The following is a 19124-nucleotide window of genomic DNA, read 5'->3' as shown; positions in this document are numbered from 1 at the left end:
ACTTGCAGTACGCGCACAACATACCAAACAAGTACCCCGAAGTACTCGACATATTGCTAGCGCACTGAAAGCATTTTCCTGCGGCGGGTCCCAATGTCCTCAATTAGCGACGATCTTATCTCCGTGGCCACCGAACTTGCCCAAGCGCAAATTGAGTTTGCGGATACTTTGGCTCGTCCAACAACAGACAAGACGCGGTTCGATCCAACGAAGGACATTCCAAATGGCTACCAGTCGCTCGGCGCTCTCGACACCCAGCTGACGACCGTTGTCCAAAGTATAAGAGGGATTGCGGAGAACCGCTAGCGAATATCTAGCAGAAGCTACGACGAAGCTCGAAGGAATACGAAAAGTCTCGTCGGATGCAACCTCGCTTACTGACGCCATTAACGAGTACCAAACTGAATTTGATCGATTTCAAACTCAACTCGATGACCGGACTAGAAAGTTTACGGATGGCACCCAAGAACTAAATGACCTCATCCAGAGACTGAGCGATCGCGAGAGCACAATCGATCAACTCATCGCCAGATCGGAAGCAATGCTTGTTGGGGCGACTAACGCAGGCCTTGCTGGCTCGTTGAGCAAACGGCTCACGGAGATCACGCGAGAAGTCAGCAGAGCTCGGATAGCCTACTATTTCTCGATTTTTCTTTTGATCTGCGCGACAGCTCCTATTGCCTTCGATGTCATCCCCAGGGAGCTGCTGGGGCCTATTCTAAAGAAACTATCAGCTGGATTCATTGAGATTGCCACCAGCGGCGAAAAAGGTTCGCAATCCGATCTGATTGGCCATGTAATCGCCAGAGCGCTATTGCTGGTACCAGCTCTTCTGTTGGTAAGATTTGCAGCTGCGAGGCACGAGCGCCTATTTCGACTACGCGAGCACTATGCTTACAAATATTCCATCGCGTCTTCAGTCGAAGGCTTCAAGCAACAGTCGCCTGAACAATATAAGGACTATGTTGCGCTTATTGCGTTCAATGAACTTACATTTAATCCCGCTACCCAAATGGAAGCCAAAGGATCGGAGACCAAACATCTCAATCCGCTATTAGACGCCGCAATGAAGAAGATGGGACTTGCGCCCGAACAACAAGCTTAGCAAGCGTAAGGTGGATCGGCCAAGGGCGTAATCCGCCGCTTCGCCCGCAACAGTCTCGGCGGGTTACGCTTCCGCCTTCGCCCAATGAGCTACGGCGGACAAGTCGCTAACCCGCCCTCCTCGCTGACGATCAAACGGTTCCGTCTACCGCGAGGCGTGGGCGCGCTTTTCGAGAAGCAGCGTGCGGTCGGCGATGTCCTTCAATTCGAATGCCTGGGAGTCAAGGAAGGCGACGGACCCGTTGTTGGGGTCCGCGGCGAGGCGATGGGTTTCGCTGAGATGATGCTTCAGCCAGGCCCGCTGCTCCGTCAGCAATTGCGCGTGCGTCTCGCCCTTCGACGTGGCGAGAAGGGCTTGATAGGCGGTGTTGAGCCGCGTGTCCCACTTGTCGATTTCGGTCTTGCCGCAATCGAGCATCTTCGTTGACACCCCTTCTGCCTTGTCCATGCACGCATCATACTCGGCGCTTTGCTGCGCGCGGACCGATAAAGTCCCGAGCACGAGCATAGAAGCAACAATGACAAGCCTTCGCGAAAGCATCACCACGTCCAAATCACCCTGCCTGCGTCTTCGACAAGCATCGCCGCACAAAGGCGTCGCTGGCAGCGCCTGGAGCCGACGGCCGCCGCCGTTTACGCCGGCAGCACGATCACCTTCGTTTTGACGGGCGTTCGCGAATAGAGGTCGATCATGTCCTGACTGAGGAGGCCGGTACAGCCGCTCGTAATGCCGTTCCCGATCGTTTCGGGAGCGCTGGTGCTATAGATCGTGTAAAGCGTGTACACGCCATTTTGGTAGAGGTAGAGCACGCGCGCGCCAAGTGGATTGTCGAGACCTCCCGGCATGCCGCGAGCATATTTGCCCGCCTCCGGCTGGCGCGCGATCATCTCCTTGGGCGGCGTCCAGGTCGGCCATTCGGCTTTTCGCCCGACATAAGCCTCCCCGCTCCATCGGAACCCATCGCGACCGACATTGGCGCCATAGCGGGTCGCGTTTCCTTCGCCTTCGATGCGGTAGACATAGTATTTGCTCGGATCGACGATGATCGTCCCGGGCGCCTCAGCGCTGTCGTACTTCACTGTCTTGCGATAATATTTCGGATCGACCTTGCTGACGTCGACCGCGGGGATCGGGAATTTCTCGTCGGGCACGGGCCCGTAGACCTTCTGCGCCTCGGCCAGGCTCATGTAGTCGGATGCACAACCGGCCAGGCTCAGTGCGGCGAGACCGGCAGCAGAGCCGGCCAGAAACGCCCGGCGGTTGAGAAGCCGTAACCGAGGCACAGGCAGAGCGCCCTCGCCCATCGCACCGGCGTCGGCAATTCCACGGTCCATGATCATGATTTCGGATCTTCCCTTGTCCCGTTGCGCGGCCGGAGCAGACTTTGGCATACAGTAGAAGGGAAAAGAAAAGTTCTTCGTCATTGTCTGAGGTTGACCAAAGGACGGTCTTGTGAATCCTCCCCGGGAACAATGCGAGAACTTCGGCGGGTTACGCTTCCGCTTTCGCTCAATGAGCGACGGCAGACAAGTCGCTAACCCGCCCTAGCCGCTGTCTGCCTATGGAAGCACGCGACGCGCTTCCTAAACCTCACGCCGCCTTCGCTGCCTCGCCTGCCGGCGCGGTCTCCATCGCGCGCATGTAGAGGTCGAGCAGGCTTTCGCGTTCGTCGCGCTCGTTCTTGTCTTCCTTGCGCAGCTTGATGATCTCCTTGAGGATCTTCACGTCGAAACCCTCGCCCTTGGCTTCCGCGAAGACTTCTTTCTTCTGTTCGCTCAACTCCTGCATTTCGCTGTCGAGGTTCTCGATCCGCTCGACGAAGGAACGGATCTTGCCGCCGGGAATGGTGATGTCAGCTCGTAGGGCCGATTAGCGCAGCGTAATCCGCCATTGCGTCGTTAAAGGTCGGCGGGTTACGCCTTCGGCTAATCCGCCCTACGCGATGGCAACAACTGATTGATCACGTCTCTATGCGATTGATCTGCGGCGCTTTGTCGGACCAAATTAGTATGGAATCACCGCCCCACCACCCTGCCGCATTCCATGCGGAAAATGAATTCGAAGGTGAAAACCCAATGAGACGCGTTGTCCAGGCTTCGCTCGGACTCCTCGCATGGAGCATTCTCCAAACCTCGCCCGCATCCGGCCAGTTCAAGGGCAACGCCGACAACATTTGTCGGAACGGATATTTCCCGCGCGAGAGCACCGACTACAGGCTGGCGAAGATCAAAGGCGCAGCCGGCGACAGGATCTATTTCCGCGGCGATGGCAACGAGCGTTGCCCCGACGACCAAGTCTGTCGTCTGAAAACTTATGTCGTTCGCAACGATGAAGTCATTGTTTCCCGGACGTCAGGCAAGTTCGCATGCAGTTGGTTTCAACCTCGCAAGGGCACTGAGACGGTCGGCTGGATCGAGATCGAAAGGCTTGCGTGGCAGGAGGACATACGACGACCGGCAGAACGGGATTGGCTCGGCGAATGGCGTGCCTACGACAACGTCATTCGCATCTCGAAATCGAAAGAGGCAGGTCAGCTGGCCATCAAGGGCGAGGCCATTTGGGGTTCGGGCAGCCGCACCCATTCCGGCGAGCTTGATTACGAAGCAAAACCTTCAGGCGATAAGATGAAATTCGGTGACGGGACGGACGAACTCGACTGTCAGGTCACGATGCAGCTCGTCGGCAAGTTACTGGTTGTCGGCGACAACCTCCATTGCGGCGGGACAAACGTCTCATTTTCAGGTGTCTACCAAAAGAGACCGACGCGATGAGCATCTCGCGGCTCGTAGGGCGGATTAGCGCAGCGTAATCCGCCCTTCGTGGCGGTAACGCCGAGCGGCGGGTTACGAGGAGTTTATCATCGGACACGCGCTCCGCGCGATCCGTTGGCGAACCCACCCTACTCGTTACGTGCTTGTTCGTTTCGCTCAGGCCGCATTCGCTGCCTTGTCCGGCGGCGCGGTTTCCATGGCGCGCATGTAGAGATCGAGCAAATTTTCACACTCGTCGCGCTCGTCCTGCTCCTGGACGAATTTCCGCCGGGAATGGTGATGTCGGACATGGTGCCTCTTTGCTGACTGAGGTCGTGAAAATGACCGCAAAGAAAAGAGATGACCAATGTCTTGAGCAAACGGCATCGCGGCGGCTTGTTCATAGCTTGAACCATGCATTGCTTCGGTGCCCTCACCCACACCGTCATCGCCCGGCTCCGACCGGGCGATCCAGTACGCCGAGGCCTTTCGGCTCCAGCATCGGCGTCTCTGGAATACTGGATCACCCGCCTTCGCGGGTGATGACACCGACCTAGCAGTTTGACAGGAGAATCAAGTCGATCCGTCATCCCCGGGAGCATTGTGCCACGCAGCTGAGGTATTTTTTGACGACCTCGCAATGGCATCATCGCATCCGTTACAAATCACTCATCTATCGTCAGCCACACGCAACGTGATCCGCGTCAGTTCGGACGGACGGCCGAGCCGCAAGGCGAAACCCGGCCATAGCGCGGTGCCGTTGTTGACGTAGAGCGTCATCCCGTCGACGTCGTAACGCCCCGAGACGAAGCCGGCATTGGCACGCGCGGCGAGGCGGTCGATCCCCAGGATCAATCCGCCATGGGTGTGTCCGGAGAGCTGCAGCGCGACGCCGAGCCGGGCTGCCTTTCGTGCGTCGCTCGGCTGGTGATCGAGCAGGATGATGGGCGCGCCTTTCGGGGCGCCGTCGAGAACCGCGGCAAGGTCGCGGATGGAATGCCCCCTGTGGCGCGATGCGCGGTCGGTGATCCCCGCGATCACCAGGTGGCCAGCACCGCGTTCGAGCACGATGTGCCTGTTCTCGAGCGAGCGCAGGCCGAGCGTTTCGTAGTGCGCCATCCAGCCGTCATAGCCGAAGATATATTCGTGATTGCCCGAGATCACGTAGACGCCGTCGGCCGCCATCAGGTCGCGCAGCGGCGCGATGTTGTTGCGCCGCGCATCGATGGTGCCGTCGATCAGGTCGCCGGTGATCGCGATCAGGTCCGCGCCGAGCTTGTTCGATTGCTCGACCACGGCGCGCGCCCACGGCGCCGGAAACAGCCGGCTGATGTGCAGATCGGTCAGTTGCAGCATGGTGTAGCCGTCGAACTGTCGCGGAAGTCCGCGGATCCCGACCTCGACATCCCTGAGCGGCGGAATCCGCATCGCCTGATGGACGCCGATCGCGGCGGCTGCGGCCGCGAGCGCGGCAAGTGCGTAGCGGACGCCGTCGGGCGCGCCGACGAAGCCGCCGTGGATCAGCGCGGCCACCAGCAGCCCGGCATCGAGCGCCAGTTGCAGCAGTGCCAGCAGCATGATCGCGCCGAACGCCCAGTTGAACAGGACGACCACCGGACGCGGAAACTCCGGCGAGAATTCCGATCCCGACGACAGCCTGTTCCAGCGGTGAAACTGCAAGGCGACCAGCACGAACAACGCCGCGACGATCTTTGCCGTGAGCGGCCAGTCGAGCGGCCAGATGAAGCGGGCCAGAATCAGCAGGCTGGTCAGGCCGAAGATGAACTGGGGAATAGGTCTCGCTCCGGATCGGATCGGTTAAGGCTGCGGGGTCGGCGCCCAGCGAAGGTAGGGTGGATCGGCCGCGGGCGTAAGCCGCCATCGTCAGCACATTTTCGGCAAGTTGCGCTTCGCGGAAGCGCCCTGCGCGCACACGGCCGCCGACCCGCGCAAAGCCGAAGGCCGCGTTGAAGCTTTGGACGGTCCCCAGGCGCCTCCCCGCATAGGCATCATCAGCCGCTCCTTCGGAAATAGAACCTGAACGTCGCTCAATTTCGCCACGGCCGCAATCGTCTGGGGGCTGACGCGTCGATTCTCCGATGGCGGTCGGGTTCGGCAGATTGACCCACACTTTCGCGTGGCTGCGAGCGCCCGGGCTATTTCGGAATAATGGAAAAGTACCGCTGATTTGCCCGACGCGTCAAGTCGTACTTCCGAGTGCCGGCGGCAACCTACTTTGCATGGGGTTGTTTTCGATATTTTGGGTGGGCAGCTCTGCTTCCTCGGTCGCATCGGGCGGATTGACCCGCGTGGCGACCGCATCCATATGCATCCGCATGAACCGGCTGCTCCCCGCCGTTTCGCACCCACCTGGACACAGCCAAATACCATCGGCTCCCCGTCCCTAACGCTCCGGAGCCGCCGTGGCCGCCCTCTCCATACTCGATCTCGTCCGCGTCACCGAGGAAACCGACGCGCGCGGCGCGCTCTATAACGCGCGCGATGTCGCTCGCCATGCGGAGGCGCTCGGCTATCGCCGCATCTGGGTGGCGGAGCACCACAACATGACGGGAATCGCGAGCGCGGCGACGTCGGTCGTGATCGGGCATGTCGCGGGCGGAACCAAGACGATCCGCGTCGGCTCCGGCGGGATCATGCTGCCGAACCATTCGCCGCTCGTCATCGCCGAGCAGTTCGGCACGCTGGAGCGGCTGTTTCCTGACCGCATCGACCTTGGCCTCGGCCGCGCGCCGGGCACCGACCAGCTCACGCTGCGCGCGCTGCGCCGCACGCCGGAATCCGCCGAGAACTTTCCGCAGGACGTGCTCGAGGTGCAGGCCTTCCTCGCGGCGGCCGGTCCCAACCAGCGCATCCAGGCGGTGCCGGCCGCGGGCACCGACGTGCCGCTGTGGATTCTCGGATCGAGCAATTTCGGCGCGATGCTGGCCGGCGAGCTCGGCCTGCCCTACGCCTTCGCCTCGCACTTCGCCCCTGAGCTCTTGATCCAGGCGCTGCAGATCTACCGCGCCCGCTTCAAGCCGTCGGAGCAGCTCGACCGCCCCTACACCATGGTCGGCGTCAACATCATCGCCGCCGACACCGACGAGGAGGCGCGGCGGCTGGCGACCACGCAGCAGATGTCGTTCACCAACATCTTCCGCGGCGCGCGCGGCCTCAGCCAGCCGCCGATCGACGACATCGAGGGCTACTGGTCGCCCGCGGAGAAGGTGCAGGCGATGCGGATGCTCGCGCGCTCCATCATCGGCTCGCCCGCGACGGTGCGCGCCGGCATCGACGCGCTGGTCGCGGAAACCGGCGCCGACGAGCTGATGATCGTGTCCGACGTCTACGATCACCAGAAGCGGCTGCGATCGTTCGAGCTGATCGCCGAGGCCGGCGGGATCGCGCCGCAGACGTAGCCTGCGGGATGGGCAGCGGCCTACGCGCTAACGCAGCCTCACTTCGGCGTGCCGGCGGGCGCCTGCGACTGTGCGAGCTGGCCGAGCGTCACGCTCAGCGAATTCGGCGCATTGTCCCGCAGCATCGAAAGCTTGACCGAACTGCCCGGCGCTCCCGCATAGACCTTCTTGGTCAGCTCGTTGGCGCTCTTGATCGGCTCGTCATTGACCGAGGTGATGACGTCTCCGCGCCTCAATCCGGCCTTCGCTGCCGGACCTCCGGTCTGCACGCCGACCACGACCGCGCCGTGCAGATTGTCCGCACCTAAGCTTTCGGCAATGCCGGGGGTGATCGATTGAATCTGGGCGCCCATCCAGCCGCGCGTGACCGTGCCCTTGTCCTTCAGCTGCGGAATCACCGTCTTCACGGTATCCGCGGGTATCGCGAACGCGACACCGACCGAGCCGCCGGAGGGCGAGAAGATCAGGCTGTTCACCCCGATCACCTCACCATGCGTGTTGAAGCTCGGCCCGCCGGAATCGCCGCGGTTGATCCGCGCGTCGATCTGGACGAAGTCTTCAGAAGACCCCGTCTCCAGGTCGCGCGCACGCGCCGAGACGATCCCCGCGGTGACGGTGTTTCCGAGGCCGAATGAATTGCCGGCCGCGAGCACCCAATCGCCGGTGCGCGGCGCTTGATCCGCGAGCTTGACATAGCTGAAGTCGGTCCGCCCATCGACCTTGAGCAGGGCGAGATCGCTGACCGGATCCTTGCCCAGCACCTTCGCCTTGTAGACCTTGTTGTCGCTGGTGCGGACATCGGCGCGGTCGCTGCCGCCGAGGACATGATTGTTCGTCACCGCATAGCCGTCCGCCGAGATGAAGAAGCCCGAACCGATCGAGGTCATCTCACCCAGCTTCGGCAGATTGCCCGGTCCGCGCCTGCCGGGATTTCGGAACGGTCCGCCCCGGCGTGTCCTGATCGGGCGAGCCGTCCGGCCCGAGAGAACCGCCGGGGGAGTCGCCGGGAGAAGAATCGTCATCATCCGCCGCAGCCGCCACCTTGGCGTTGACGCCAATCACGGCCGGCCCGACCCTCTCCGCAAGGTCGGCGAACTCGCCGGGACCACCATTGCCATGATCCGCGCGCGAATTCACTGGCTGTGCGTGGGCAAGACTTGCGCTCACAAGGCTTGCGCCCACCAGCAACGCCGACGTGAAGGCGGCGGTGACGAGCGACGTGCGAAGGCAGACGAAGGCCGGATTTCTCTGATTCATCTTCCGCGTCCATGTTTGGGATCAGCCGATTGCTCCTGGATGAATTGCCGGCCCGGACGCGACGATCAGTGAACCGTTCCCTGCAGCACAGGGGCGCAATGCCGAGCGACGAACGGCAACGGATAGCGGCGCAGACCGTTCCACCGGCATCCGCGGGTGGACGGGCGGCTCGCCACCTTTGCGCCGCTTTGCGCATGAAATCGCCGGGTTTTCGCTTGCTTTGCCCGCCTGTGCCCCTACGGTGCGCCCGCAACGACGGAGACGATCTCGACCATGGACGCCGCAATGAACTGCCCGAAATGCAATTCCGAGCACGCCTATCAGGACCGCGATCTCTGGGTCTGCCCGGAATGCGGCCATGAATGGAGCAGCGATGCGGCCGCGGCCGCCGAGACCGCGCAGGAAGCGAGCGCGCGCGACGCGCACGGCAACCCGCTGACGGACGGCGACAGCGTCATCGTGATCAAGGATCTCAAGATCAAGGGCTCGTCCTCGGTCGTCAAAGGCGGCACCAAGGTGCGCAACATCCGCCTGCAGGACGCCAGCGACGGCCACAACATCGCCTGCAAGATCGACGGCATCGGCGCGATGAATCTGAAATCGGAGTTCGTGAGGAAGGCGTAGCGTAGCCCGGCTTATGCATCCGCCAGTGCTTTCGCCGGTGAGGCGGCAGCCTTCGCGATGAGCCGGTTCTTGTCGTCGACCAGCACGACCCGCGGATGAAATTTGCGCGCCTCGTCGGCGTCGAAGCTGGCATAGGCGACGATGATGACCTTGTCGCCGGCCATGGCGAGCCGCGCGGCCGCGCCGTTGAGGCCGATGGTGCCCGATCCCGCCGGCGCCTCGATCACGTAGGTCGAGAACCGCGCGCCGGTGTCGATGTTATAGATGTCGACGCGTTCATTGATGAGAAAACCGGCGGCCTCGATCAAATTGCGGTCGATCGAAATCGACCCCTCGTAATGCAAGTCCGCTTCGGTGACGTGCGCGCGATGAATCTTGCCTTTCATCAAAGTCACTTGCATCGAGACCATCCCGTATCGTTGCGTCGGAATTTTCCGCGCCGCCAATAACGACGCGCCGCCTCCGCGTCAACGTTGTCCGCTCTCGCGTTCGCTTCAAGCGCAGTTCCGCCGCGGCGGGTTTGTCCTGAAATCGCCGACCGCGCCGGTCTACAATGCTCCGCGCCGCCCAAATCGGAGAATGAATGCGCTACGGCGAAGCCTTTCCGGAGCAGGCTATTATTTGTGACCCGGTGGCCAACCCTACTCCGGCTTGCTCGCAATCTCGTTCGCCGAGACCAGGATCACCTCGCCGTCGAGGATCGGCTTCGCGATCTCAAAGAACCGCGCCACAGCCGGCGAATTGTTGTGCCGGTCCATGGCCGCCTGATCGAGATATCGTTCATAGGTTGCGAACCCGCAGGGATCGGCTGCATCCTGCGAGACGTAGTAGCCGACGGTGGACGGCTCGTTGGCGCGGACATGCTCGACGACATCGAGCAACGCCTGACGCATCGTCGCCTCATGGCCCTTCTTCGCGCGGATGATCGCCGTGATTGTCAGCATGCACTCTCTCCGGAGATTTGGTAGCCCGTGGGACGGGTTTCGTGGAGCCTGTCATCGGGCCGCGCGTCGCGCGGACCCGTTGGCCCGACCCATCCTACACGCTTCTTTCTCGCTCACACCCGGCTCAACGCCTGTGCGATGTCGGCCACCAGGTCGGACGGATGCTCGATCCCGATCGAGAGCCGGATCGTCGAATCCAGCACGCCGATCCGCGTGCGGATATCGGCCGGCACGCCGGAATGCGTCATGGTGGCCGGCAGGCTCGCGAGCGACTCGGTGCCGCCGAGACTGACTGCGAGCTTGAAGATCTGCAGCGAGTTGAGGAATTTCTCCGCCGCCTGCTGCCCGCCGACGATGTCGAACGAGAAGGTCGAACCGGCGCCGCTGCTTTGGCTCGCGAACACGCGCCCCGCGGGGGATGCCGGATCGTGATGGCCGAGGTAATGCACCTGCGCCACCTTGGGATGATCGCGCAGATAATCGGCGACGATCCGCGCGTTGCGGTCGGCCTTCTCCATCCGCAGGCTCAGCGTCTCCAGCGAGCGGTTGATCATCCAGCAGGAATGCGGATCGAGCTGGGTCCCGATGGCGCCGCGCAAGGCCTTGATGCCTTTCATGATCGCCTTCGAGCCGAGCGCGGCGCCCGCGATCAGGTCGGAATGACCGCCGACATATTTGGTCAGCGAATACAGCGACAGGTCCGCACCATGCTCGATCGGCCGCTGAAACACCGGTCCAAGCAGCGTGTTGTCGCAGGCGATGACCGGTGTGTGTCCCTGCGCCTTTCCGATCGTGTCGGCAACACGGCGGATCATCGCGATGTCGACCAGGCCGTTGGTCGGATTGGCCGGCGTCTCGATCAGGATCATCGCGACACGCCCCTTCTTCATCGCCTCGTCGGCAGCGGCGCGGATGACACTCTCGTCGAGGCCGTCGGCAAAGCCCACGGCGTGAATTCGAGAAGCCCGCCAGCGTCCTGGCGAACAGCGTCTCCGTCCCGCCATAGAGCGGCTGCGAGTGCAGGATGACGTCGCCAGGGCGAACGAAGGCCAGGATCGTGGTTGAGATGGCCGCCATGCCGGATGAGAACAGCGCACAACTCTCCGTACGCTCGTAGATCGCGAGCCTGTCCTCGACGATTTCGCTGTTGGGATGATTGAAGCGCGAATAGACGAGGCCCGCGCCCATGCCTTCCGGCGGCTCGCGCCGGCCGGCGACGTAGTCGAAGAAGTCCTGCCCGTCCTCGGCCGTCTTGAACACGAAGGTGGAAGTCAGGAACACCGGCGGCTTGATGGCGCCCTCCGACAGTTGCGGATCGTAGCCGTAGTTCAGCATCTGGGTTTCCGGATGCAGCAGGTGATTACCGATATGGGTTTTGGATGGAAACGGTTTTGTCATGGCCGGTCTCCTGTTCACGGGCCGCCGCGCTGGCGGCGATTCCCGGAATGATGGGACCAGCATACCCCAGCTTTATGCCATTCAGCCAAAGCACGGCATCAGACAGTTCTGGATAGCGAACGGCCGGCGTGCACCCTGCTCCGCCGGCCGTTCCGAATTTTCACGCAGTGGTGAAGACGCGGGTTACCAGCCGCGATCCACGTTGCGCACCTCGCCGGTCCGCGCGTCGACATCGACCTGCATCCAGCGGCCGAGGCGGTCACGCCCCTCGACCTCCCACTCGTCGCCGAGGAACTGGGTGTTGGACACCGTCACGATGCCGAGACCGGTCGCGACATCGAGCGCGGCCTCCATCGAGATCTGACTGCCGGAATCGTAGGCCATCGCCGGCGTCGCTGCGCCGATCGCCAGGGCCGCGATCGCGGGAATAATGAAACTTCGCATGGCTCACTCCTCATGGAACGGGATGTTATGCCGCATCAAACGAGCGGCGCCCCCAATCAGTTCCGACAACAGGGGTGACGAAGCAGCGCGAAACTTCGGCAGTTGCGGCGATTTGGTGGCGGTTCCGGTTTCATCGACGCGCGCCGTTCGCCTTGCGCGCTCGCTTCTTCCACATTCGAAATCCGCCCTCGAATGCGTTGGCGTTGTCGCCGAACCTCACCTTGGGCGGCGGGTTGTCGACCTTGTCGGCATTGCCGCCGCCGAGCACGATGTACTCGGGCTCCAGCGCGGCGGACAGCCGCGCGATGACGTCGTCGACGCTCTTGCGCCACTTCTTCCGGCCGCGCCGCTCGAGACCCGCGGCGCCGACATAATCCTCGAACGTCGCGCCCTTGCGGTACGGCAAATGACCGAGCTCCATCGGCTCGTAAACACCATCCACGATCATCGCCGAGCCGAGGCCGGTGCCGAGGCCGAGAAACAGCATCCGACCGCCCTGATAACTGCCGATCGCCTGCATCAGCGCATCGTTGACGACCCTGGTCGGGCGGCCGAACGCGCGGTGAAAATCGAAGCCGGCCCAGCCGCGGCCGAGATTGTGCGGCTCGGTCAGCGGACGGTTGTGAACGACGGGTCCCGGATAACCGACCGAGATCACGTCATAAGACCAGTCCTTGGTCAGCAACTTGACCTGCCGCACCATCTCGGTCGCGGACAGAGTTGGACCCGACTCGAATTCGCGCTTGACGCGCTCCTTGTCGGTCATGACCTTCACATGCGTGCCGCCGACGTCGATCGCCAGCACGGTGCGGCGCGACGCGGGCCCGTTCGTCTTCTTGCCGGTCTTGTTGCCTGCCTTCTTGGCCATCAATCCGCTCTCCTATGCGCGCCGAGTGGAGCAGAGAAACATATCGCGCGCCACAGCGACGTTCTGCATCTGACTCCAATTTGTTCGCGAAGAACGAATCGGAATCAGGAAAATCGGCGCGACCCAGATGTTAACAACGCACATACATCGACCGCATCCGAACAATCGATGTTGTATCATGATGGGATTATTGCTCTCGGCACGCAACATCGCGGCGCATCTCAGGCGCACTGCGTTCTCCCGCATCACTGATCGATCGATGAGTCGCACCACGGCCACGTTCCCGATCCGACTCCAGTTTGTTCGCGCGGAACGAATCGGAATCGAAAAATCGGCGCGAAACGATTCTTAACAATAGGTTTGCGCGACTTCGATGCCGCGGCACTTTGTACGGCGGATGCACGCAAGCCTAATCGGACATCCACCGACGACGTCACTGCGTCGGGTTACTCCGCGCCAATTATCGGCCGCGCTTCGCGCGGTCCGGTCGGGTCGCCCGCCCTGCACGCTGAGCGAGCCGCCAGCTCTTGAGATGAAGCCAGAGCGCTTCCGCCACCGGTCCGTGCGAATGCTGGCGATGGCGGACTGCCGCAAGATTTTCCTCGCGGCCCAGAAAATTCGGTCCGGCGATGCTGATCAGCCTGCCGTCCCGCAGCTCGTCCTCGATCAGCCATGCGGGCAGATGGCCCCAGGCGAGACGATGCAGGATCAGCTCCTTCTTCATCATCTGGTCCGGCACGCTACACTGGTGCGCACCTTCGATCAGGAAGAAGTTTTCCGACGACGCTCGCCGCGCCGTGTCGCGGATGACGCACTGCGTGAAGGGGCGCATCTGCTCCGGCGTGACCTTCTTCGTCCACGCAAACGGCAGAAAGCCGGGAGCGACGACCGGCACCATGGCCGTGGTCGAGAGCTTGACCTGTTCGAATCGCGGATCGGACGGCTCCGCGCGATGAAACACCAGATCGGCGTTATCATCGATCAGGCGCTCGAGCGGTCCGCCGACCGCCTCATATTCGAGGTGCAGGCGCGTGTTGGGATAGCGGGCAAAAAACGCCGACAGCATCTGCAGCACCGGCGGCCGCGGGCACAGGTCGCCGATGACCACACGCAGGACGACCTCTTCTCCGCCGGCAAGCTGCTCCGCATAGCCCTGCAGCAGATCGAGTTCGCGCAGCGTCACCTGAGCGCGTGCGTAAAACGTCCGGCCGGCGTCCGTCAGCCCGATACGGTATCCGCTGCGATCGAATAGCGTGAGGCCGAGCTGCTGCTCAAGCCGGGCGACCGCCGCGAACACCGACGGGTGCGACCGGTTGAGCGCCGTGCCGGCGGCCTGAAAGCTTCCCTTGGTCGCGACAGCGTCAAAGCAACGCAAATCGTGCAGCTTGATCCGATCCATTGTCCATAAAACCTACAGAGATTGATCAATCTTAGTAATTTTTCTTCGGAGGCGCGAGTCCTAGCCTGGCTCGACGCGAAGCCTGCCGGCTTCCGCCAGCACAAGGGACTGACGAGATGAGCGGCGATCGACACTTCACCACGGCGGACGGCTGCCGGATTGCGTACCGTATCGACGGTCCCGACGATCGGCCGGTGCTCGCGCTGTCGAACTCGATCGCCACCAACCTGCACATGTGGGATCGTTCGATGCCGGCCCTCAGCCGGTCGTTTCGGGTGCTCCGCTACGACACCCGCGGTCACGGCGGCTCGGACGCGCCTACGGGCGCCTACTCGATGGACCGGCTCGGCCGCGACGTGGTCGAATTGCTCGACGCCCTCGGCATCGATCGCGCGCATTTCCTCGGCCTGTCGCTCGGCGGCTTCGTCGGGCAATGGCTCGGCATCTTCGCGGCTGACCGCATCGACCGCCTGATTCTCTCGAACACCTCGTCCTATCTGGCGTCCGAACTGCCGTTCGACGAGCAGATCCGCGCGGTGCTCGCGGCCACGGACATGGACGGAATCGCGGATGGCTTCATGCGCAACTGGTTTCCGGCGGCGATGCTGGCCGCGCCGAACGAGGTCGTCGACGAATTCCGCAACATGGTGCTGACCACGCCGCCGCGCGGTCTCGCCGGATGTTACGCCGCACTTCGCGACGCCGATCTCCGCCGCGTCATCTCGCTGATTGCGGCGCCGACCCTGGTGATCGGCGGCGAGAGCGACACCGTCACGCGGGCCAGCCACAGCGCTGATATCGCCGCGACAATCACCGATGCCAAGCTCGTTCTGCTGCCCGGCGTTCACATCCTCAATATCGAGCAGCCGGATCGATTCAACCGAGAGGTCGTGAGCTTCCTGGCGCTCTCCGCCACATGACTGCGTAGCCCGGATGAGCGAAGCGACATCCGGGACCGCTCCAAGAGTACGCGATCAGGCCACGCATATCGCTTCACTCATGCGGGCTACATGGATCACGCACCACATGTTCCCCATTCGACTCCATTTTGTTCGCAAAGAACGAATCGGAATCGAGCAAATCAGCACGGAGCGATTCTTAACAACACGTTTGCGGATTCGATGCCGATCGGCTCTATGTCGCGGATTAGCGCAAGCGTAATCCGCTCTCTGCCGCGTTGAGACAGCGCCGGGTTACACGGAGCTGCCCCTCCCTGCGCACCGTCCAACGTTAAATTCAAGCTCCGGCCGCAGCGCGCGCATCTTCTCGGCCAGCCTTTGGCTCGTCGTCTCCTGCGCTTGCGCAAGGCGGTTGACCAGCGCGACATAATCCGCATCGCTCTTGTGCTGGTTCAGCTTTGACTGGCCCTCGATCTCGTCGACGACGATGTCGATCACCCTGATCCCTGCCAGCATCGTCTCGCGCTTGCCGGGCTCCATCTGCGTCAGGTCCCAGGGCTGCTTTTGCAGCCGCGCCTCGGAGGCCGCGAGCAGCGCGTCGCCGTGGCTGCGGTTCTCGCCGTGATCGCGCAGATGCGCGACGCCGGACAAATGCACCGCCTCGTAGAGCCAGGTCGAGACGTTGTCGGGTGAGACATACCAGTCGTTCGAGATGTAGGCGTCATCGCCGGAGGCGATCAGGAGGAAGCGACGCGCTCCGTCGGCGAGTTCGACCAGCGGATTCTTCGCGGTGAGATGAATCTGCACGATCACGCGATCGTCGCGCCGCTCGATCACGAACGGCACGTGGGACGCGTGCGGGCCGCGCGCATCGGCGGCGACGACGGCGCCGAAGCCGCGCGCCGCCGCAAAAGCGAGCGCCTGGTCTTGCTCGATGCGAAACTGGGGACGGAGGATGTGCATGGCGGCGGCGCTCGCGAGCTGGAGGGAGACAACCCAGCAAGGCTAGCGCAACTTTCGCCGGAGATCACCGCCATGCACGATCCGGCTCAGCAGATCATGGCATTGTCGCCGTGATCGCAGACGCCGCCGGGCTGGTCGCGGGGCAGCGCCTCGGACTCGCCGAAATGCGGGGCCGCCATGCGCGGCGGACCGCCGCTCCAGCGGCCGGCGGCGGCATGGCTCTTCGCGAGCACGGATGGGCCCGCCGCCGGCACTTCGTGCGCCATGGCCGCCCCCGTCAGCGTGGCGAGCGCGGTCAGCGCGGCCGCAACCTGTTTGATCCTGGACATCATTTGCTCCTGTTGGATTCGGCACGCCGGCGCATTGTTCGCCGCCCGCCGATCGGTTCGCGCTCACATCATGATCGATCGCTCTGCCGTCTTATTCCGACGCCATAAGGCAAGCGTTTGGATGCAGGACAGTCCACCCGTGCATCTTCTTCCACGTCGATCCGACACGTTCGGTTGATCGCGGCGTGACAGACGGGGTTCCGACGCGAACCCGCAAATCAAACCGGGCTGCGCCGCCTGCGACAAAACAGCCCGACGGGCAACTCAGCAAGACCTGTCCACATGTCGCGAGAACGCGGATGTATAACTCACTGGCCGCGTCACACATTCACCGTCGTCCCGGCGCAGGCCGGGACCCATAACCACAAAAGGTGATTGTTGCGCGACGCCGCGGCCACAGCTTTCCTCATCGCCCGATCCTGGGGGTATGGGTCCCGGCCTACGCCGGGACGACGATGTGGAAAAACGCGGGCCCGGACTATCACCGCCATGCTGAGCCGCGCAGCAGCCGTGTCCGCCGTTGAACTGACTGCAACTAGCAGGTTACGCTGCCTTCACGCTCACGCCCTCCCGCTGGAAGGATTCACCATGAACGGCAACCGCTATTACGGCGTCCGCGTCGAGGGCGCGAAATACGGCGTGGGATTCGGCTCGGCGCTTGCCATCGCGATCTCCTACACCAACAACCATTCGATCCTGTGGGCGATCATCCACGGCATCCTGGGCTGGCTCTACGTGATTTACGCCGCACTGTTCGGGTGATGCGCACAAGATGACCGTCATCTCAATCCAGTCACAGGTCGCCTGGGGTCATGTCGGCAACAGCGCCGCCAGCTTTCCGATCCAGCTGCACGGGATCGACGTCGTCGCCGTGCCGACCACGCTGCTCAGCAACCGGCCCGGCTATCCGACCATCCGCGGCCGGGTGCTCGACGTGCAGCTGGTCGCCGACCTGCTGCGTGGCATCGAGGAGCGCGGAGCGGTCGAGGCCGCGCGGCTGATCCTGTCGGGCTATCTCGGCTCGGCCGACATCGCCATGGACGTCGCCGACTTCGTCGACCGCGCGAAGGCGGCGAACCCGGCCCTGCTCTATTGCTGCGATCCCGTGCTCGGCGACCGCGACCGCGGCATGTTCGTGCGATCGGACATTCCGCCGCTGGTGCGCGACCAGCTCTGCCCGCTCGCCGACATCATCACGCCCAACCATTTCGAGTTCGAGTTCCTCTGCGGCGCACGCGTGACGACGATCGACGACGTCGTCGCGCAGGCGAGCGCGCTGATGGCGCGGGGACCTCAGACCGTCGTCATCACCAGCGCCGAGCCGGCGGGCACGCCGCAGAGCGAGATCGAGACGCTGGCGATCGAGCGCACTCGATCCGAAAAGACCTGCGCCTGGCGCGTGCGCACGCCGCGGGTTCCGATCAGCCCGTCCGGCACCGGAGACCTGTTCGCCGCGCTGTTCGTCGCCGCCCGCACGCGCGGCCTGGCGACGCCGGACGCGCTGAGCCACGCCGCCTCAGGCGTCCACGGCGTGCTGGAGCGCACGGCGCAGAGCGGAACCGAGGAAATGCGCATTGTCGAAAGCGCCGGCGTGATGCTTGATCCGAAGCCGCGCTTCGCGGCGGTCGCCATCGCCGCATCCTGACATCCGGGACAGGTCTTCATGATCGACATCACCACCCTCCTCACCTACGCCGCCGTCGTGCTCGGCCTGTTCCTGATCCCCGGGCCGGCGGTGCTGCTGGTGCTCGCGCGTTCGGTCACCGGCGGCGCACGCGTCGGCGTCGCGACCGGGTTCGGTATCGCGCTCGGCGATCTCGTCCACACCGCGATGGCGACATTCGGCCTTTCGGCCGTGCTGATGACGTCGGCGCTGGCGTTCTCGGTCGTGAAATATGCCGGCGTGATCTACCTGATCGTGCTCGGCGTCCGCGCCCTGTTCGAAAAGAACGACGAGCTGGATTTGCCGGCGGCGCAGCCGGTCGATCCGCGGCGTGCGTTCCGGCAGGCGATCTGGGCGGAAATGCTCAATCCGAAGACCGCGCTGTTCTTCCTCGCCTTCCTGCCGCAGTTCGTGCACCCCGGCCACGGCTCGGCGGTGGCGCAGTTCGCGACCCTCGGCCTGATCTTCGTCGTGATGAGCGCGGTCTACACCTCGCTGCTGGCGCTCGCCGCCGGCCAGATCAGCCCGTGGATCAGGCGGCATCGCAGCATCGGTCAGTGGCAGGGCCGTGTGGTCGGCACGATCTATATCGCGCTCGGTGTCCGCCTTGCGTTCCAGGAGCGCTGATGTCTCCGCTCAAGCCGCAGGCCAGCTACGACGACTTCGCCCGCCTCGATATCCGGATCGGCGAGGTCGTCGAGGTGCAGCCGTTTCCCCGCGCCCGCAATCCGTCTTACAAGGTCGGCGTCGATATCGGCGCCGGGCGGATCATGTGGTCGAGCGCGCAGATCACGAATTACGAGCCGGCGGCGCTGGTCGGCTCGCTGGTCGTGTGCATCTGCAATCTGGGGCCGAAAAACATCGCGGGTTTCACCTCGGAACTCCTGATCCTCGGCGCCAAGGACGCCGGCGGCAAGGTGATCGTGCTCGGCCCGCGCAGCGAGGTTGCGATCGGCGAGCCGATCTTCTGACGTCGGGCTGATCACGGCCGCGTGATTCAAATCGTCTGGAATCCCCGTAGTTTACCGATGGGGGATCACCCGGATTCTCAGTGCCCGCGCG

24 protein-coding genes and 1 pseudogene are annotated in these 19124 nt (G+C 63.2%); 10 read left to right on the top strand and 15 right to left on the bottom strand.

Annotated elements, in window-relative coordinates; genetic code table 11:
- Positions 1-93: 93 nt before the first annotated feature.
- Positions 94-306, top strand: a complete 213-nt coding sequence (locus RX327_RS18760; protein WP_317251096.1) for a hypothetical protein — start codon at positions 94-96, stop codon at positions 304-306.
- A complete protein-coding gene (locus RX327_RS18755) occupies positions 290-1105 on the top strand; it encodes a hypothetical protein (RefSeq protein ID WP_317251095.1) in 816 nt (271 codons plus the stop codon). The genes RX327_RS18760 and RX327_RS18755 overlap by 17 nt, the downstream gene beginning before the upstream one ends.
- 144 nt (positions 1106-1249) lie before the next feature.
- On the opposite strand, the gene RX327_RS18750 is transcribed toward RX327_RS18755, so the two are convergent.
- The 3 genes from RX327_RS18750 to RX327_RS18740 form a co-directional block, all read right to left on the bottom strand.
- Positions 1250-1651, bottom strand: a complete 402-nt coding sequence (locus RX327_RS18750) for a lysozyme inhibitor LprI family protein (protein WP_244482508.1) — start codon at positions 1649-1651, stop codon at positions 1250-1252.
- Between the two features lie 86 nt (positions 1652-1737).
- Complete coding sequence (locus tag RX327_RS18745) at positions 1738-2445, bottom strand: L,D-transpeptidase (RefSeq protein ID WP_050386582.1); 708 nt, start codon at positions 2443-2445, stop codon at positions 1738-1740.
- Positions 2446-2695: 250 nt separating this feature from the next.
- Entirely contained in the window at positions 2696-2956 is a 261-nt protein-coding gene (locus RX327_RS18740; protein ID WP_317251280.1) for a DUF2312 domain-containing protein, read from the bottom strand.
- Between the two features lie 158 nt (positions 2957-3114).
- Between RX327_RS18740 and RX327_RS18735 the strand changes: the two genes are divergently transcribed.
- Positions 3115-3876 (top strand): hypothetical protein, encoded by a 762-nt coding sequence (locus RX327_RS18735; protein WP_317251094.1) that lies wholly within the window; start codon positions 3115-3117, stop codon positions 3874-3876.
- Between the two features lie 156 nt (positions 3877-4032).
- Here RX327_RS18735 and RX327_RS18730 read toward each other — a convergent pair whose 3' ends face one another.
- On the bottom strand, positions 4033-4296 hold the full coding sequence (locus RX327_RS18730; RefSeq protein ID WP_317251093.1) for a hypothetical protein: 264 nt from the start codon (positions 4294-4296) through the stop codon (positions 4033-4035).
- Positions 4297-4524: 228 nt separating this feature from the next.
- The gene (locus RX327_RS18725; protein ID WP_317251279.1) at positions 4525-5649 is read right to left on the bottom strand and encodes a metallophosphoesterase; all 1125 of its coding nucleotides are present in this window, start codon (positions 5647-5649) and stop codon (positions 4525-4527) included.
- A gap of 629 nt (positions 5650-6278) precedes the next feature.
- Between RX327_RS18725 and RX327_RS18720 the strand changes: the two genes are divergently transcribed.
- On the top strand, positions 6279-7274 hold the full coding sequence (locus RX327_RS18720; RefSeq protein ID WP_317251092.1) for an LLM class flavin-dependent oxidoreductase: 996 nt from the start codon (positions 6279-6281) through the stop codon (positions 7272-7274).
- A 38-nt stretch (positions 7275-7312) separates the two neighbouring features.
- Here the strand turns inward: RX327_RS18720 and RX327_RS18715 are convergent, their stop codons facing one another.
- Together RX327_RS18715 and RX327_RS18710 are read right to left on the bottom strand one after the other, a co-directional pair.
- Positions 7313-8161: a S1C family serine protease gene (locus tag RX327_RS18715; RefSeq protein WP_317251091.1), complete on the bottom strand. Its 849-nt coding sequence runs from the start codon at positions 8159-8161 to the stop codon at positions 7313-7315.
- Position 8162: 1 nt separating this feature from the next.
- Positions 8163-8531 carry a hypothetical protein gene (locus RX327_RS18710; RefSeq protein ID WP_317251090.1) on the bottom strand — a complete coding sequence of 123 codons (369 nt, stop codon included), beginning with the start codon at positions 8529-8531 and terminating at the stop codon, positions 8163-8165.
- 273 nt (positions 8532-8804) lie between these two features.
- On the opposite strand from RX327_RS18710, the gene RX327_RS18705 reads away from it, so the two are divergent.
- Complete coding sequence (locus RX327_RS18705; RefSeq protein WP_317251089.1) at positions 8805-9155, top strand: zinc ribbon domain-containing protein YjdM; 351 nt, start codon at positions 8805-8807, stop codon at positions 9153-9155.
- 11 nt (positions 9156-9166) lie between these two features.
- On the opposite strand, the gene panD is transcribed toward RX327_RS18705, so the two are convergent.
- From panD to RX327_RS18675, 6 genes and pseudogenes are all read right to left on the bottom strand, one after another.
- Positions 9167-9556, bottom strand: a complete 390-nt coding sequence (panD, locus tag RX327_RS18700) for an aspartate 1-decarboxylase (protein ID WP_050386751.1) — start codon at positions 9554-9556, stop codon at positions 9167-9169.
- 240 nt (positions 9557-9796) lie between these two features.
- Positions 9797-10099: a putative quinol monooxygenase gene (locus RX327_RS18695; protein ID WP_028332283.1), complete on the bottom strand. Its 303-nt coding sequence runs from the start codon at positions 10097-10099 to the stop codon at positions 9797-9799.
- A gap of 113 nt (positions 10100-10212) precedes the next feature.
- A pseudogene (locus RX327_RS18690) lies at positions 10213-11497 on the bottom strand (cystathionine gamma-synthase family protein).
- Between the two features lie 183 nt (positions 11498-11680).
- A complete protein-coding gene (locus RX327_RS18685) occupies positions 11681-11941 on the bottom strand; it encodes a PepSY domain-containing protein (protein WP_028332285.1) in 261 nt (86 codons plus the stop codon).
- A 130-nt stretch (positions 11942-12071) separates the two neighbouring features.
- The gene (locus tag RX327_RS18680; protein WP_050386590.1) at positions 12072-12809 is read right to left on the bottom strand and encodes an ROK family protein; all 738 of its coding nucleotides are present in this window, start codon (positions 12807-12809) and stop codon (positions 12072-12074) included.
- 460 nt (positions 12810-13269) lie between these two features.
- Positions 13270-14208: a LysR family transcriptional regulator gene (locus tag RX327_RS18675; protein ID WP_050386591.1), complete on the bottom strand. Its 939-nt coding sequence runs from the start codon at positions 14206-14208 to the stop codon at positions 13270-13272.
- 116 nt (positions 14209-14324) lie between these two features.
- On the opposite strand from RX327_RS18675, the gene RX327_RS18670 reads away from it, so the two are divergent.
- Positions 14325-15128, top strand: coding sequence for an alpha/beta fold hydrolase (locus RX327_RS18670; protein WP_050386592.1), 804 nt, complete (start codon positions 14325-14327; stop codon positions 15126-15128).
- A 273-nt stretch (positions 15129-15401) separates the two neighbouring features.
- Here the strand turns inward: RX327_RS18670 and RX327_RS18665 are convergent, their stop codons facing one another.
- The gene (locus RX327_RS18665; protein ID WP_050386593.1) at positions 15402-16070 is read right to left on the bottom strand and encodes an FMN-binding negative transcriptional regulator; all 669 of its coding nucleotides are present in this window, start codon (positions 16068-16070) and stop codon (positions 15402-15404) included.
- Between the two features lie 86 nt (positions 16071-16156).
- The gene (locus tag RX327_RS18660; RefSeq protein ID WP_283090521.1) at positions 16157-16399 is read right to left on the bottom strand and encodes a hypothetical protein; all 243 of its coding nucleotides are present in this window, start codon (positions 16397-16399) and stop codon (positions 16157-16159) included.
- Between the two features lie 588 nt (positions 16400-16987).
- On the opposite strand from RX327_RS18660, the gene RX327_RS18655 reads away from it, so the two are divergent.
- Genes RX327_RS18655 through RX327_RS18640 form a run of 4 tightly spaced genes read left to right on the top strand, consistent with a single transcriptional unit; the run spans position 16988 to position 19033 of the window.
- Complete coding sequence (locus RX327_RS18655) at positions 16988-17161, top strand: hypothetical protein (protein WP_166204622.1); 174 nt, start codon at positions 16988-16990, stop codon at positions 17159-17161.
- Between the two features lie 10 nt (positions 17162-17171).
- Positions 17172-18044 (top strand): pyridoxal kinase PdxY, encoded by an 873-nt coding sequence (gene pdxY, locus RX327_RS18650; protein ID WP_063779966.1) that lies wholly within the window; start codon positions 17172-17174, stop codon positions 18042-18044.
- Between the two features lie 18 nt (positions 18045-18062).
- Complete coding sequence (locus RX327_RS18645) at positions 18063-18689, top strand: LysE family translocator (protein WP_050386594.1); 627 nt, start codon at positions 18063-18065, stop codon at positions 18687-18689.
- On the top strand, positions 18689-19033 hold the full coding sequence (locus RX327_RS18640) for a tRNA-binding protein (protein WP_028332291.1): 345 nt from the start codon (positions 18689-18691) through the stop codon (positions 19031-19033). The genes RX327_RS18645 and RX327_RS18640 overlap by 1 nt, the downstream gene beginning before the upstream one ends.
- Positions 19034-19124: the final 91 nt, after the last annotated feature.

Origin of the sequence: Bradyrhizobium sp. BEA-2-5 (assembly GCF_032918025.1) — a bacterium.
GTDB classification, from domain to species: domain Bacteria; phylum Pseudomonadota; class Alphaproteobacteria; order Rhizobiales; family Xanthobacteraceae; genus Bradyrhizobium; species Bradyrhizobium pachyrhizi.
The sequence above is the reverse complement of the archived record's forward strand: the minus strand, read 5'-3'. Positions and strand labels throughout refer to the sequence as shown.

Bases quoted from the DNA above. Each gene is read 5' to 3' on its own strand.
- RX327_RS18760 (WP_317251096.1), top strand. From the start codon at position 94: ATGTCCTCAATTAGCGACGATCTTATCTCCGTGGCCACCGAACTTGCC.
- RX327_RS18745 (WP_050386582.1), bottom strand. From the start codon at position 2,445: ATGATCATGGACCGTGGAATTGCCGACGCCGGTGCGATGGGCGAGGGC.
- RX327_RS18735 (WP_317251094.1), top strand. From the start codon at position 3,115: ATGGAATCACCGCCCCACCACCCTGCCGCATTCCATGCGGAAAATGAA.
- RX327_RS18715 (WP_317251091.1), bottom strand. From the start codon at position 8,161: ATGACCTCGATCGGTTCGGGCTTCTTCATCTCGGCGGACGGCTATGCG.
- RX327_RS18710 (WP_317251090.1), bottom strand. From the start codon at position 8,531: ATGAATCAGAGAAATCCGGCCTTCGTCTGCCTTCGCACGTCGCTCGTC.
- RX327_RS18705 (WP_317251089.1), top strand. From the start codon at position 8,805: ATGGACGCCGCAATGAACTGCCCGAAATGCAATTCCGAGCACGCCTAT.
- panD (WP_050386751.1), bottom strand. From the start codon at position 9,556: ATGCAAGTGACTTTGATGAAAGGCAAGATTCATCGCGCGCACGTCACC.
- RX327_RS18695 (WP_028332283.1), bottom strand. From the start codon at position 10,099: ATGCTGACAATCACGGCGATCATCCGCGCGAAGAAGGGCCATGAGGCG.
- RX327_RS18685 (WP_028332285.1), bottom strand. From the start codon at position 11,941: ATGCGAAGTTTCATTATTCCCGCGATCGCGGCCCTGGCGATCGGCGCA.
- RX327_RS18680 (WP_050386590.1), bottom strand. From the start codon at position 12,809: ATGGCCAAGAAGGCAGGCAACAAGACCGGCAAGAAGACGAACGGGCCC.
- RX327_RS18675 (WP_050386591.1), bottom strand. From the start codon at position 14,208: ATGGATCGGATCAAGCTGCACGATTTGCGTTGCTTTGACGCTGTCGCG.
- RX327_RS18670 (WP_050386592.1), top strand. From the start codon at position 14,325: ATGAGCGGCGATCGACACTTCACCACGGCGGACGGCTGCCGGATTGCG.
- RX327_RS18665 (WP_050386593.1), bottom strand. From the start codon at position 16,070: ATGCACATCCTCCGTCCCCAGTTTCGCATCGAGCAAGACCAGGCGCTC.
- RX327_RS18660 (WP_283090521.1), bottom strand. From the start codon at position 16,399: ATGTCCAGGATCAAACAGGTTGCGGCCGCGCTGACCGCGCTCGCCACG.
- RX327_RS18655 (WP_166204622.1), top strand. From the start codon at position 16,988: ATGAACGGCAACCGCTATTACGGCGTCCGCGTCGAGGGCGCGAAATAC.
- pdxY (WP_063779966.1), top strand. From the start codon at position 17,172: ATGACCGTCATCTCAATCCAGTCACAGGTCGCCTGGGGTCATGTCGGC.
- RX327_RS18645 (WP_050386594.1), top strand. From the start codon at position 18,063: ATGATCGACATCACCACCCTCCTCACCTACGCCGCCGTCGTGCTCGGC.
- RX327_RS18640 (WP_028332291.1), top strand. From the start codon at position 18,689: ATGTCTCCGCTCAAGCCGCAGGCCAGCTACGACGACTTCGCCCGCCTC.